Below are 14558 nucleotides of genomic sequence, written 5' to 3' on the forward strand. Positions count from 1 at the left end.
CTTGCTCGCGAAAGCGCAGTATCAGTCAATGTTGATGTCGACTGACACACTGCCTTCGCGAGCAAGCCCGCTCCCACATTTGATTTCTGTTTGCATTTATTGCGCGGTGGCCTTGAGGCCGGCGAGCAGCAACCGCTGAAACAAATCCTCTTTCAGCCCTTCCGGGTTAGTCAGTTGCATCCGCTCCAGATGTTCCGGATATTGCGATGCCTCAGGCGCATCCAGCGCAGCCTTGCCCAACTCCAGAATCTCGGTCAGCTTGAACTTGCTCTTCAACCAGTTCAGCGCCCGCAACAAATCCCGCTCCACCTCCGTGAAATCACACCCCAGCGGATACTCCGGAAACAGGTTCGAGTGCCGCGCCTGAATCGCCTGCAAACGCTGAGGGCTGTTGTCGGTGAAGCGCGGATCAATCCGGAAATGCTTCGGCAACTTGCCAACGGCCTGAGCCTGTTCGATCAGCCCTGGCTGGAAACGTGAATCGCTGATGTTGAGCAATGCCTCGATCACCGCCGCATCGTTCTTGCCCCGCAAGTCGGCGATGCCGTATTCGGTGACGACGATGTCCCGCAGGTGTCGCGGGATGGTGCAGTGGCCGTACTCCCAGACGATGTTCGAATTGACCTCACCACCCGACTCGCGCCAGCTGCGCAGGATCAGCACCGAGCGCGCGCCTTCCAGCGCATGGCCCTGGGCGACGAAGTTGTACTGCCCGCCAACACCGCTGAGCACCCGCCCGTCTTCCAGCTGATCCGCCACGCCGGCGCCCATCAAGGTCACGGTGAACGCTGAGTTGATGAACCGTGCATCAAGGCGCTGCAAGCGTTTGAGTTCTTCCTGGCCGTACAGCTCGTTGATGTAGCTGATGCGGGTCATGTTGAATTCGAGGCGCTTGCTCTGGGGCAACTCGCGCAGGCGCTCGTAGAAACTGCGCGGCCCGAGAAAAAACCCGCCATGCACCGAGATGCCGTCGGTTTGTGCGGCTTCATCGAGGACCCCGTCGTTGGCCTGTTGCTGGGTCGCTACGTCCGGGTAGACCTTGCGCCGTACGATCCCGGCATCGGCCAGCACCAGCAAGCCGTTGACGAACATTTCGCTGCAACCGTACAGGCCCTTGGCGAACGGCTCGACGCCACCTTCGCGATCAATCAACTGCGCCCACTGACTGAGATTCAGATCCGTCAGCAACGCCTGGTAACCGGCGTTATCGGCCTGACGTGCCAGCAATGCCGCCGTCAATGCATCACCCATGGAACCGATGCCGATTTGCAGCGTGCCACCGTCGCGTACCAGCGTACTGGCGTGCAAACCGATGAAGTGGTCCTGGAAACCCACCGGCATGTTCGGCGTAGAGAACAGCGTGGTGTGGTCCTTCTCGTCGATCAGCAAGTCGAAGGTGTCGATGCCGATTTCCGCGTCCCCCGGCATGTAAGGTAAATCGTTGTGCACTTGGCCGACGATCAGCACCGTCTCCCCGCCGCCCGGCGTTTGGCGATCATCGGAAACAGGTCGAGGGTGATGTCCGGGTTGCAACTCAGGCTCAAGCGGTCCGGGTGTTCGGCATGGCTGGCCACCAGTTGCGCCACCAGGTTCAGGCCGGCGGCGTTGATGTCCCGGCGGCGTGGCTGTAGTTGCTGCTGACGTAATCCTGCTGGGCCTGGGCGCTGTGCAGCAGGCTGCCGGGTTGCATGAAGAATTGCTCGACGTGGATGTTGGCCGGCAGGTCGTCCTGGTGAAGATCGGCGAGGAAATCCAGCTCTGGATAGTCGCCGAAGACCCGTTCAATGAACGGTTCGAGGAAGCGCTTTTGCAAGCCATCGCCCAAGGCAGGCCGACCGAGGCACAGCGCGGTGTAAATCGTCAGCCGCCGCTCGGGCAATTGCACAATGCGTTGGAACAGCGCATTGACGAAGTGGTTGGGTTTGCCCAGCCCCAACGGCAAGCCCATGTGAATATGCGCCGGCAACCGCGCCAGTACGTCATCGACCGCCTGCTCGATAGAACACAACTGCACCATCTGATCCTCCCGCACGTTCCGTGAATTGGGGTTGGACCGAGCTTGCCGGGTCTTTGCTGCATTGACCACAAAAAAGCTGATCGGCCAGCACCAAACCCTCTGTAGGAGCTGCCGCAGGCTGCGATCTTTTGGTGTTGATTGCTAAAAACAAGATCAAAAGATCGCAGCCTGCGGCAGCTCCTACAGGGGATCAGCAGGCACAAAAAAGCCGCTCGTAAGCGGCTTTTCGCTGAAAATGGGGCTTATTTCAAACCAGACATTTTCTCGATTGCGCCTTTGAGCTCAGGATCGGAGCAATCGGCACAGGTGCCTTTTGGCGGCATGGAGTTGATACCGGTGATGGCTTTGGCCAGCAAACCGTCAAGCCCGCCTTGTTCTTTGGCACGTTTGCCCCAGTCCGCCGCGTCGCCGATTTTCGGCGAACCCAACAGGCCGGTACCGTGGCAAGCGTTACAATGTTTTGCAATGACTTCGTCAGGGGTCTTGGCCCCACCGCCGCCTGCCGAAGCGGCGACTTCCATCCCTTTGCACTCTTGACCCGTTACACAGACCTGGCCGACTGGCTCAAGGCGCTTGGCGATGTCGTCGGTAGTAGAAGCTTGTGCGCTCACTGCCCATAGGGCCAATACAGTTGCTGGTGCAGCCAGCATTTTCATAATTAGGTTCACGCGTTCACCCTCAATGGTGGCTATTCACGCCCGCGGCCACGGTTCGCAGGCGGGCGCAAGTATAACGGCAAGCCCGCCACACTGAAACAACCCCAAAGTCGAAGGGGTCTTGTTGTGTGGTGTAAAACTGCTCGGGCGCCTCGGCAGTGCTGGCAGGACGCCTCTTTTCTTAGAAATTCGCCGGCGTGGCTGCGCTGATTAGTCGCGCCGGCACGTCGAACGGATTCCGGAAACGGTGCGGCTTGGTACTTTCAAAGTAGTAGCTGTCGCCGGCTTCGAGCACAAAAGTTTCAGCCCCGACCACCAATTCCAGCCGACCTTCGACCAGAATCCCGGTTTCCTCACCCTCGTGGGTGAGCATCTCGTCACCGGTATCGGCGCCTGGCGGGTAGATTTCATTGAGGAAGGCGATAGCCCGGCTCGGGTGGGCCCGGCCGACCAGTTTCATGGTCACGGCGCCATCGGAAATATCGATCAGCTCGTTGGCCTTGTAGACGATCTGAGTCGGTTTTTCCTGCAGGATCTCTTCGGAAAAGAACTCGACCATGGACATGGGAATCCCGCCCAACACTTTGCGCAGCGAGCTGATCGAGGGGCTGACGCTGTTCTTCTCGATCATCGAAATCGTGCTGTTGGTAACACCCGCACGTTTGGCGAGCTCGCGCTGCGAAAGGCCTTTGAGCTTACGGATCGATTGCAGTCGTTCACCGACGTCCAATGCTTGCGCCTCCAGGGATTCAGGTTGTTGGAATAATGAGCGTTATCATGGCGACAGCGTTCAGTATTTACAACACTTGGGCCTGAATCCTGTTCAGCGAGGCGACTTCCAGTGCGCAGTGCCTTGCCTCAAGCCCCGGAATAGAGCAGCGGCACCCGGCGCAGGTTGCAGAAGATCTGATAAGGAATCGTATCCGCAGCAGCAGCCACGTCACTGGCAAGGACGTTTTTGCCCCACAACTCGACGGTCGAACCGAGGCCGGCTTGCGGCACGTCGGTCAGATCGATGCAGAGCATGTCCATCGACACCCGGCCGATCAACTGGCTGCGCTGCCCGGCGACCATCACCGGCGTGCCGGTCGGTGCCTGACGCGGGTAGCCATCGGCGTAACCCATGGCCACCACGCCAACGCGCATCGGCTTGGGCGTGATGAATTTGGCGCCGTAACCGATCGGCTCGCCGGCCGGCAGTTCACGGACACAAATCACTTTCGATTCGAGGGTCATCACCGGTTGCAGGCGCGACGCCAAGGCGTTGGCTTCCTCGAAAGGGGTGGCGCCGTAGAGCATGATGCCCGGACGCACCCAATCGCTTGGAATCTGCGGCCAACCGAGTACCGCCGGCGAGTTGCGCAGGCTGACCTCGGCGGACAAACCCTGGCGCGCCGCTTCGAACACCGCGACCTGTTCGGCACTGCTTTGCTCGTGCAATTCGTCAGCCCGGGCGAAGTGGCTCATCAAGACGATTTTTGCCACTTTGCCGCTGGCCAGCAGCCGTTGGTAAGCCGCCTGATAATCAGCCGGATGCAAGCCCACCCGGTGCATGCCCGAGTCGAGCTTGAGCCAGACCGTGATCGGCTTGCTCAACGCGGCTTTCTCGATCGCTTCGAGCTGCCACAGCGAATGCACCACGCACCAGAAGTCATGTTCGACAATAAGCGGTAGCTCATCGGCTTCGAAAAAACCTTCCAGCAACAGCACCGGCGCACGAATGCCCGCAACGCGCAGCTCTAAAGCCTCTTCAATGCACGCCACCGCGAACCCGTCCGCCTCGGCTTCCAAAGCTTGGGCGCACCGCACCGCACCATGGCCGTAGGCATCGGCCTTGATCACCGCGAGGGCCTTGGCCCCCGTGACTTCACGGGCGATTTGGTAGTTGTGACGCAAGGCTTGGAGGTCGATCAGGGCACGGGCAGGACGCATGGCGGCAGACTTCTAGGCGGTCATGGGAATAAAAACCGGCGCTGGTTGACGGCGTGAACCGCCAACAGCACCGGGAGAGGGATCGTTATTAACAGGTAGTTGCGGCGCGTTACGGCAGCGCGGCAACCACCGACAGCTCAACCAGGATTTGCGGTTCGCACAGCTTTGACTCAACGGTGGCACGAGCCGGGGCGACGCCTTTTGGCAGCCACTTGTCCCAAACCGAATTCATGCCTTGGAAATGCGCGTCGATGTCTTTCAGGTAAATCGTCACCGACAGTATGTGGCTCTTGTCGGTGCCAGCCAGATCAAGCAAACGCTCAATGTTGGCGAGGGTTTCACGGGTCTGCTGTTCAATCCCGGCGCTCATGTCATCGCCGACCTGCCCTGCCAGGTACACAGTACCGTTGTGGGCGACGATCTGACTCATGCGTTCATTGGTGAGCTGGCGCTGGATTGCCATGGTTTGCGGACTCCTGGATTTTGTGACCGTAACGGGAAATATCGAGGCCTTCGGCGCTGATCTGTGGGGTTTTCTTCGCCATCAGGTCAGCCAGCAAACGACCGGAACCACAGGCCATGGTCCAACCGAGCGTGCCGTGGCCAGTGTTCAGGAACAGGTTGCTGAACGGTGTCGCGCCAACGATCGGCGTGCCGTCCGGGGTGGTCGGGCGCAAACCGGTCCAGAAACTCGCCTGGGCCAGATCGCCGCCCTGAGGATAAAGGTCGTTGACGATCATCTCCAGGGTTTCGCGCCGACGCGGGTTCAGCGACAGGTCAAAACCGGCAATCTCCGCCATGCCGCCGACGCGGATGCGGTTGTCGAAACGGGTGATCGCGACCTTGTAGGTCTCGTCGAGAATGGTCGACGTCGGGGCCATCGCCGGGTTGGTGATCGGCACGGTCAGGGAGTAACCCTTGAGCGGATACACCGGCGCCTTGATGCCCAGCGGCTTGAGCAGTTGCGGCGAGTAGCTGCCGAGTGCGAGAACATAGCGGTCAGCGGTTTCCAGCTTGCCGTCGATCCACACGCCGTTGACGCGGTCACCGGCGTGATCGAGGCGCTGGATGTCCTGGCCGTAGCGGAACTCCACACCCAGCTTCACGGCCATTTCGGCCAGGCGGGTGGTGAAGATCTGGCAGTCGCCGGTCTGGTCGTTCGGCAGGCGCAGGGCACCGGCGAGGATGTCGGTGACGCTGGCCAGTGCGGGTTCGACGCGGGCAATGCCAGCACGGTCGAGCAGTTCGAACGGCACGCCGGACTCTTTCAGCACGGCGATGTCTTTCGCGGCGCCGTCGAGCTGAGCCTGGGTGCGGAACAGTTGGGTCGTACCGAGGCTGCGGCCTTCGTAGGCAATGCCGGTTTCGGCGCGCAATTCGTCGAGGCAGTCACGGCTGTACTCGGACAGACGGACCATGCGTTCCTTGTTCACCGCGTAACGGTTGGCGGTGCAGTTGCGCAGCATCTGCGCCATCCACAGGTATTGGCCGATGTCGGCAGTGGCCTTGATCGCCAGCGGCGCGTGGCGCTGCAGCAGCCATTTGATCGCCTTGAGCGGCACGCCCGGCGCGGCCCACGGCGAGGCATAGCCCGGGGAGACTTGTCCGGCGTTGGCGAAACTGGTCTCCATGGCCGCAGCCGGCTGACGGTCCACGACCACCACTTCAAACCCGGCACGGGCCAGATAGTAAGCACTGGCGGTACCGATGACGCCGCTACCCAAGACCATGACGCGCATTTTATATCCCTCATCGCGGCGTGCCGCTGACGTTTGATGTTCAGACCGAAGATGTGGGCAGTTTAAAAAAGATTAGCCAGTGCTTTTCACTATATAAGTGCCTATATTTGGCGACAATTCTCGGCAAAAACCCTTTTCACGGAGGCGCATCCCCTATGCGTACCAACACTCAGACCAAACGAGAGCTGGACAAGATCGACCGCAACATCCTGCGGATCCTCCAGGCGGACGGGCGTATCTCCTTCACCGAGCTGGGGGAAAAGGTCGGCCTGTCGACCACGCCCTGCACCGAGCGGGTCCGCCGGCTGGAGCGCGAAGGGATCATCATGAGCTACAACGCCCGGCTCAACCCGCAGCACCTCAAGGGTAGTCTGCTGGTGTTCGTCGAGATCAGCCTCGACTACAAATCCGGCGATACTTTCGAAGAGTTCCGACGCGCGGTGCTGAAACTGCCCCATGTGCTGGAGTGCCATTTGGTGTCAGGGGATTTCGACTACCTGGTGAAGGCGCGGATTTCCGAGATGGCTTCGTACCGTAAATTGCTCGGCGATATCCTGCTCAAACTGCCGCATGTGCGCGAATCCAAGAGCTATATCGTGATGGAAGAAGTGAAAGAGAGTTTGTGTTTGCCGATTCCGGATTGAAGATCAAAAGATCGCAGCCTGCGGCAGCTCCTACAGGTGTACGCGCGCGTCTTTTGTGTGTGCCGATTCCGGCTTGAAGATCAAAAGATCGCAGCCTTCGGCAGCTCCTACAGGTGTACGCGCGCGTCTTTTGTGTGTGCCGATTCCGGCTTGAAGATCAAAAGATCGCAGCCTTCGGCAGCGCCTACAGGTGTACGCGCGCGTCTTTGTGTTTGCCGATTCCGGATTGAAGATCAAAAGATCGCAGCCTGCGGCAGCTCCTACAGGTGTACGCGCGCGTCTTTTGTGTTTGCCGATTCCGGATTGAAGATCAAAAGATCGCAGCCTGCGGCAGCTCCTACAGGTGTACGCGCGCGTCTTTTGTGTTTGCCGATTCCGGCTTGAAGATCAAAAGATCGCAACCTTCGGCAGCGCCTACAGGTGTACGCGCGCGTCTTTTGTGTTTGCCGATTCCGGCTTGAAGATCAAAAGATCGCAGCCTTCGGCAGCTCCTACAGGTGTACGCGCGCGTCTTTGTGTTTGCCGATTCCGGATTGAAGATCAAAAGATCGCAGCCTGCGGCAGCTCCTACAGGTGTACGCGCGCGTCTTTTGTGTTTGCCGATTCCGGATTGAAGATCAAAAGATCGCAGCCTGCGGCAGCTCCTACAGGTGTACGCGCGCGTCTTTGTGTTTGCCGATTCCGGATTGAAGATCAAAAGATCGCAGCCTGCGGCAGCGCCTACAGGTGTACGCGCGCCCCTGTAGGAGCTGCCGCAGGCTGCGATCTTTTGCTCGCGACGCCTAAACCAAGACCTGTCGGGTACTGGTCATGTACTCATGAATCTGCTTCTCCACCCGCGGATGAATCAGCTCCACCGGCCCGCGCCCGTTGGGGCATGGCAAGGTCTTGGTGGTGCCGAACAGCCGGCAGATCAGCGGCCGCTCGCCATACACGGTGCAGCCGTCAGGCCCCAGATGTACACAGTTCAACTCATCCATCGCCGCATCCTGTTCGGCGCGGGTCTTGCGCGGCAAGCGGGACATTTCTTCTGGCGAGGTAGTCACCGGCCCACAGCAGTCATGGCAGCCGGGCACGCACTCGAACGAGGGAATTTGCTGGCGCAGGGTGCGAATTTTCTGACTGTTGCAGCTCATCGAAGCAGTGACCAAAAGCGGAATAGACCGGGATTCTGACGCAAAAGCCCCGATCCAGACAGCAGCAACCGACCAGTGTTGCCCGTGCCGGAAGGTCCGGCTTATGCTCCGTCAACTTTTTCAAACACACGCATCCGGATGACGCACATGAACGCCCGTGTTCAGCAACCTGCCCCGAATCACCGGCACGCCGCCTCTTATTACGCCGCCAGCAGCCTGCCGCCGCCCGAGCATCCGGTGCTTCAGGGCGAGTTGATGGCCGATGTGTGCGTGGTCGGCGGCGGGTTTTCCGGGTTGAACACGGCGCTCGAACTGGCTGAACGCGGACTCAGCGTGGTGCTGCTGGAAGCACGCAAAATCGGCTGGGGGCCAGTGGGCGCAACGGCGGGCAATTGATTCGTGGCGTCGGCCATGGCCTCGATCAGTTCGCCAACATCATCGGTGCCGACGGCGTGCGTCAGATGAAACTCATGGGCCTGGAAGCGGTGGAAATCGTCCGACAACGGGTCGAGCGTTTTCAGATCCCCTGCGACCTGACCTGGGGCTACTGCGACCTCGCCAACAAGCCCCGCGACCTCGAAGGTTTTGCCGACGACGTCGAAGAGCTGCGCGGCCTCGGTTACCGCTACGAAACCCGGCTGCTGCAAGCCAACGAAATGCATTCGGTGGTCGGCTCCGACCGTTATGTCGGTGGCTTGATCGACATGGGCTCCGGGCATTTGCATCCGCTGAACCTGGCGCTTGGCGAAGCGGCGGCCGCGCAGCAATTGGGGGCAAAACTGTTCGAACAGTCGGCGGTCACCCGCATCGATTATGGCACCGAAGTGAAGGTTCACACCGCCCTGGGCTCGGTCCGCGCCAACACCCTGGTGCTGGGTTGCAACGCTTACCTCAATGACCTCAATCCTGAACTCAGCGGCAAAGTGCTGCCCGCCGGCAGTTACATCATCGCCACCGAACCGTTGAGCGAAGCACAGGCTCACGCATTGCTGCCGCAGAACATGGCGGTCTGCGACCAGCGCGTGGCACTGGATTACTACCGGCTCTCGGCGGATCGGCGCTTGCTGTTCGGTGGCGCCTGCCATTACTCAGGACGCGACCCGAACGACATCGCCGCGTATATGCGGCCGAAGATGCTCGAGGTGTTCCCGCAACTGGCCGGGGTGAGGATCGACTATCAATGGGGCGGCATGATCGGCATCGGCGCCAATCGCCTGCCGCAGATCGGCCGGCTCAAGGGCCAACCGAATGTGTATTACGCCCAGGCCTATTCCGGTCACGGGGTGAATGCCACGCACCTGGCAGGCAAGCTGTTGGCCGAGGCCATCAGCGGCCAGCACAGTGGCGGGTTTGATCTGTTCGCCCAGGTGCCACACATCACCTTCCCCGGAGGCAAGCATTTGCGTTCGCCGCTGCTGGCGCTGGGGATGTTGTGGCATCGGCTTAAAGAGTTGGTTTGACGCCTTTCACTGTCTTAACGCTATCCCTGCCGAAGGCTGCGATCTTTTGATCTTGTTTTTAAGAGCAAGATCAAAAGATCGCAGCCTTCGGCAGCTCCTGCAGGGGACCGCGCTTTATTTCACAGGCGCCAGAAAGGCTTAAGCCCCTCCTCCAGCGCCTCTTCCCGACTCAACCCGACATCCCTGAGCTGCTCCGGCGCCAGGCTCAGCAACGCCTTGCGCGAGTGCAGACGATGCCAGAACAGGCCCCAGCGCCCAAGGCAGGACGGCGCGTTGCGCAGGCGCGCCTCACGTGTGCCGTGGTTCTGCCCTGCTGCCAGTTCCTGACTGTGTAACGTCAGCCGCACATCGCTCAAGCCATTCATTTTGATCGCTCCTGTTTACTTGGGTAGCCAGAGCTTTCATGATGCGCGGGCGGCGAAAAGCATTACAGATTCAAAGTCGCTGTATTAATTCCATACAGAGTTGGCCTGAACGCTCTGAATCCTGTATTTTCGGCCCATCTGTATCGGTTAACCGAACCACCTGTATCGAGACAGTGCCATGACCCTTTACGTCAATCTCGCCGAATTGCTCGGCACGCGTATCGAACAGGGCTTCTATCGCCCCGGCGACCGGCTGCCCTCAGTGCGGGCGTTAAGTGTCGAACACGGGGTCAGCCTGAGTACGGTTCAGCAGGCTTATCGGGTGCTCGAAGACAGCGGGTTGGCGACACCAAAACCAAAATCCGGGTACTTCGTGCCGGTCAGCCGCGAGCTGCCGGAACTACCCGCCGTCGGCCGCCCAGCCCAACGCCCGGTGGATATTTCCCAGTGGGATCAGGTGCTGGAATTGATCCGCGCCGTGCCACGCAAAGACGTGGTGCAACTGGGCCGCGGCATGCCGGACATCACCACGCCGACCATGAAACCGCTGCTGCGTGGGCTGGCGCAGATCAGTCGACGCCAGGACATGCCCGGCCTGTATTACGACAACATCCACGGCAACCTCGAACTGCGCGAACAGATCGCCCGGCTGATGCTCGATTCCGGCTGCCAATTGAGCGCCGCCGACCTGGTGGTGACCACCGGTTGCCACGAAGCGCTGTCCACCAGCATTCGCTCCATCTGCTCGCCCGGCGACATCGTCGCGGTGGATTCGCCAAGCTTTCACGGCGCCATGCAAACCCTCAAGGGCCTGGGCATGAAGGCCCTGGAAATCCCCACCGACCCGATTACCGGCATCAGCCTCGAGGCGCTGGAACTGGCCCTGGAACAATGGCCGATCAAGGTCATACAGTTGACCCCCAACTGCAACAATCCCTTGGGCTATATCATGCCGGAGGCGCGTAAACGCGCGTTGTTGAACCTGGCACAGCGCTTCGACGTGGCGATCATCGAGGACGATGTGTATGGCGAACTGGCCTACACCTACCCGCGACCCCGCACGATCAAATCCTTCGACGAAGACGGCCGCGTCCTGCTTTGCAGCTCCTTTTCCAAGACCCTGGCGCCAGGATTGCGCATCGGTTGGGTGGCACCCGGCCGTTATCTGGAACGGGTGCTGCACATGAAATACATCAGCACCGGCTCCACCGCGCCGCAGGCGCAGATCGCCATCGCCGACTTTATCAAGGGCGGGCACTTCGAACCGCATTTGCGGCGGATGCGCACCCAGTACCAGCGCAATCGCGATGTGATGATCGATTGGGTGACACGCTACTTCCCCGCCGGCACCCGGGCCAGTCGGCCCCAGGGCAGTTTCATGCTCTGGGTCGAGCTGCCGGAAGGCTTCGACACGTTGAAACTGAATCGTGCACTGCATGATCAGGGCGTACAGATTGCCGTCGGCAGTATCTTCTCGGCCTCGGGCAAGTACCGAAATTGCCTGCGGATGAGCTACGCTGCCAAGCCGACAGCGCAGGTCGAAGACGCGGTGCGCAAGGTCGGCACCGCGGCCATCAAACTGCTGGCTGAAACTGATTGCATCACCGACTGACCTTTATCCGCAAACCTGCGTCCATATGCCGACAATTGCCAATCGGAACGATCCCACGTGACAGTCAGACAGCCCCTGCTCGCGCTTCTGTTACTCGCCTCGTTCCTGGGTGGTTGCGCCAACCTCGACGTGCCGCGCCCACCGAGCCAGGCCCTGCCGGCGGCAGACTCCAGCTTCGGGCGTTCGATCCAGGCCCAGGCCGCGCCCCATCAAGGGCAATCGGGCTTCCGCCTGCTCTCCAACAGCACCGAAGCCTTCATGGCCCGCGCCGAGTTGATCCGCAACGCCCAGACCAGCCTCGACTTGCAGTACTACATCGTCCACGACGGCATCAGCACCCGCATGCTGGTGGAGGAATTGCTCCAGGCAGCTGATCGCGGCGTGCGGGTGCGGATCCTGCTCGATGACACCACCAGCGATGGTCTGGACCAGATCATTGCGACCCTGGCGGCACACCCGCAGATTCAGATCCGCCTGTTCAACCCGCTGCACCTGGGCCGCAGTACCGGCGTGACGCGAAACATGGGCCGACTGTTCAACCTGTCGCTGCAACACCGGCGCATGCACAACAAGCTGTGGCTGGCGGACAACAGCGTGGCCATCGTCGGCGGTCGCAATCTGGGCGATGAGTATTTCGATGCCGAGCCCAACCTGAATTTCACCGACATCGACATGCTCAGCGTCGGGCCGGTGGCCGAGCAGCTCGGCCACAGTTTCGACCAGTACTGGAACAGCGCCCTGAGCAAGCCGATCGACGAATTTTTCTCGGGCAAACCGACGGCCAAGGACCTGCAAAACACCCGTACGCGCCTGGAAGAATCTCTGGAAGAAACCCGCAAACAGAACCACACGCTGTATCGACAGCTGATGACGTACACCAGGCATCCGCGCATGGACATCTGGCGCCGAGAGCTGATCTGGGCCTGGAACCAGGCGTTGTGGGATGCACCGAGCAAAGTGCTGGCCAAGGGCGAACCTGACCCGCAGCTGTTGCTGACCACGCAATTGGCACCCGAGCTCAACGGCGTCAGCAAAGAGCTGATCATGATTTCCGCCTACTTTGTGCCCGGCCAACCGGGGCTGGTGTACCTGACCGGGCGCGCCGATGCCGGGGTCTCGGTGAGTTTGCTGACCAACTCACTGGAAGCCACCGATGTGCCGGCGGTGCACGGTGGTTACGCGCCCTATCGCAAGGCTCTGCTGGAGCATGGCGTGAAGCTGTTTGAACTGCGGCGCCAGCCCGGTGCCGGCGGCGGCAGTGGCCCGCATCTGTTCCGGCGCTCGGCTTATCAGGGCTCGGATTCAAGCCTGCACAGCAAGGCGATGATCTTCGACCAGCAGAAATCCTTTATCGGTTCATTCAACTTCGACCCGCGTTCGGTGCTGTGGAACACCGAGGTCGGCGTGCTGGTGGACAGCCCGGAACTGGCCGCGCACGTGCGTGAGCTGGCCCTGCAAGGCATGGCGCCGCCGCTGAGTTATGAAGTGAAACTGGACAACGGCCAGCTCGCCTGGGTCACCGAAGACGACGGCAAACTGCACACGCTGACCAAGGAGCCGGGGAGTTGGTGGCGACGGTTCAATGCGTGGATGAGCACCACCGTGGGCCTGGAGCGGATGTTGTAAGCGAGGCTTCCATTGCCAAGATCGCAGCCTTCGGCAGCTCCTACGGGTGTACGCGATCCCAATGCAGGAGCTGCCGAAGGCTCGGGCCGCGTTCGGACGATCTTTTGATCTATGCGGGCTCAGCCACCGCGCCAAACGCCCCCTGGCGCATCAGCAGAATCACCAACCCCAACGCCCCGACCGCCATCAACAACGGCAACGCATGCCCGCTGATCCACTGACTGCCCGCCCCGGCCGCCAATGGCCCGACCAGGCAGCCAATCCCCCATAGCTGCGCGATGTGGGCATTGGCCCGCACCAGCGCATCATCGCGATAGCGCTCGCCAATCAGGATCAGCGACAAGGTAAACAAACCACCGGCACTCGCACCGAACAGCACCCACAACGGCCAGATCAACAACGTATCGATCAGCAGCGGAATCGCCAGGCTCGACACCAACAGGACCACGGCGCACCCGGTGAACAACGTACGCCGGGGCAGTCGATCCGCCAGCGCGCCGATGGGCAGTTGCAGCAAGGCATCGCCGACCACCACGGTGCTGACCATCGCCAAGGCGATCTCTGCGCTGAAGCCCTGACGCAGGCAATACACTGGCAACAAGGTCAGGATCATCGCTTCGAACGCGGCGAACAGCGACACCGCCCAGGCAATCGCCGGCAAGCCCCGGCAGAAGTTCAGCAAATCGCCGAAGGTCACGCTGCTGGCTTCGCTGCTCGGTGCGCCGCTACGGCCCAGCAGCAGCAACGGCGCCGTCAGCAACAAACCGACGCCGACCCAGAAGCCGTAATCCTGCTCGGTACCCAGCGCGCCCAGCAACAGCGGCCCGCCCAGCTGGCTCAACGCGTAGCTGCTGCCATACAGCGCTACCAGTCGCCCGCGCCATTTCTCGACCACCAGTTGGTTGATCCAGCTTTCGCCGAGGATGAAGACGAGGGTCAGGATCACCCCGATCATCAGCCGCAACACCAGCCAGATCGGATAGCTCGGCAACAGCGCCAGCAAGCCGATGGACACCGCACCGGCCCACAGGCACAGACGCATCAGGTTGGCCGTGCCGAAACGCGCCGCCAGATGGCTGGAGATCTTCGCCCCCAGCAATACACCGATGGCCGGCATCGCCGCCATCACGCCGATGGCGAACGAGCCATAGCCCCAGCTTTCGAGGCGAAACGACACCAGCGGCATGCTGACGCCCAGGGCCAGCCCGACACTCAAGACAGACGCCAACACGGCGAAATAAGTCGCCCAACGCATGTTCCACGCTCCTGTGGATATTATTTTTCACAGACGACACAAAACAAATGTGGAGCGGGCTTGCTCGCGAAGAGGCAGTAACAGCCAACGATGATGTTGGATGTAATGGCCTCTTC

At 60.7% G+C, this 14558-nt stretch carries 11 protein-coding genes and 2 pseudogenes; 4 read left to right on the forward strand and 9 right to left on the reverse strand.

What is annotated here, in order from left to right; genetic code table 11:
- Positions 1-96: 96 nt before the first annotated feature.
- The 6 genes and pseudogenes from JFV26_RS05445 to dadA form a co-directional block, all read right to left on the reverse strand.
- Positions 97-2017, reverse strand: a pseudogene (locus JFV26_RS05445) (acetyl-CoA hydrolase/transferase C-terminal domain-containing protein).
- Positions 2018-2259: 242 nt separating this feature from the next.
- A complete protein-coding gene (locus JFV26_RS05450) occupies positions 2260-2673 on the reverse strand; it encodes a c-type cytochrome (RefSeq protein WP_342215428.1) in 414 nt (137 codons plus the stop codon).
- A 181-nt stretch (positions 2674-2854) separates the two neighbouring features.
- The gene (locus JFV26_RS05455) at positions 2855-3403 is read right to left on the reverse strand and encodes a cupin domain-containing protein (RefSeq protein ID WP_030138196.1); all 549 of its coding nucleotides are present in this window, start codon (positions 3401-3403) and stop codon (positions 2855-2857) included.
- A 128-nt stretch (positions 3404-3531) separates the two neighbouring features.
- Positions 3532-4605, reverse strand: a complete 1074-nt coding sequence (alr, locus tag JFV26_RS05460) for an alanine racemase (protein WP_201190432.1) — start codon at positions 4603-4605, stop codon at positions 3532-3534.
- Between the two features lie 109 nt (positions 4606-4714).
- The gene (locus tag JFV26_RS05465) at positions 4715-5068 is read right to left on the reverse strand and encodes a RidA family protein (RefSeq protein ID WP_201190434.1); all 354 of its coding nucleotides are present in this window, start codon (positions 5066-5068) and stop codon (positions 4715-4717) included.
- Positions 5040-6344, reverse strand: coding sequence for a D-amino acid dehydrogenase (gene dadA, locus JFV26_RS05470; protein ID WP_201190436.1), 1305 nt, complete (start codon positions 6342-6344; stop codon positions 5040-5042). Before dadA ends, JFV26_RS05465 begins: the two co-directional genes overlap by 29 nt.
- A gap of 155 nt (positions 6345-6499) precedes the next feature.
- Between dadA and JFV26_RS05475 the strand changes: the two genes are divergently transcribed.
- Positions 6500-6988 (forward strand): Lrp/AsnC ligand binding domain-containing protein, encoded by a 489-nt coding sequence (locus JFV26_RS05475; RefSeq protein WP_201190438.1) that lies wholly within the window; start codon positions 6500-6502, stop codon positions 6986-6988.
- Positions 6989-7770: 782 nt separating this feature from the next.
- On the opposite strand, the gene JFV26_RS05480 is transcribed toward JFV26_RS05475, so the two are convergent.
- Positions 7771-8124, reverse strand: a complete 354-nt coding sequence (locus JFV26_RS05480) for a YkgJ family cysteine cluster protein (protein ID WP_201190440.1) — start codon at positions 8122-8124, stop codon at positions 7771-7773.
- Between the two features lie 147 nt (positions 8125-8271).
- Between JFV26_RS05480 and JFV26_RS05485 the strand changes: the two are divergent.
- Positions 8272-9584, forward strand: a pseudogene (locus JFV26_RS05485) (NAD(P)/FAD-dependent oxidoreductase).
- Between the two features lie 119 nt (positions 9585-9703).
- On the opposite strand, the gene JFV26_RS05490 reads toward JFV26_RS05485, so the two are convergent.
- Positions 9704-9949 (reverse strand): DUF1127 domain-containing protein, encoded by a 246-nt coding sequence (locus tag JFV26_RS05490; protein WP_201190442.1) that lies wholly within the window; start codon positions 9947-9949, stop codon positions 9704-9706.
- 178 nt (positions 9950-10127) lie between these two features.
- On the opposite strand from JFV26_RS05490, the gene JFV26_RS05495 reads away from it, so the two are divergent.
- Together JFV26_RS05495 and JFV26_RS05500 are read left to right on the forward strand one after the other, a co-directional pair.
- A complete protein-coding gene (locus JFV26_RS05495) occupies positions 10128-11561 on the forward strand; it encodes an aminotransferase-like domain-containing protein (RefSeq protein ID WP_201190444.1) in 1434 nt (477 codons plus the stop codon).
- Positions 11562-11618: 57 nt separating this feature from the next.
- A complete protein-coding gene (locus tag JFV26_RS05500) occupies positions 11619-13187 on the forward strand; it encodes a phospholipase D-like domain-containing protein (RefSeq protein WP_201190446.1) in 1569 nt (522 codons plus the stop codon).
- Positions 13188-13296: 109 nt separating this feature from the next.
- Here JFV26_RS05500 and JFV26_RS05505 read toward each other — a convergent pair whose 3' ends face one another.
- The gene (locus JFV26_RS05505) at positions 13297-14442 is read right to left on the reverse strand and encodes an MFS transporter (RefSeq protein ID WP_201190448.1); all 1146 of its coding nucleotides are present in this window, start codon (positions 14440-14442) and stop codon (positions 13297-13299) included.
- Positions 14443-14558: the final 116 nt, after the last annotated feature.

This window comes from Pseudomonas sp. TH31, from assembly GCF_016650815.1.
In the GTDB taxonomy this organism is placed as follows: Bacteria; Pseudomonadota; Gammaproteobacteria; order Pseudomonadales; family Pseudomonadaceae; genus Aquipseudomonas.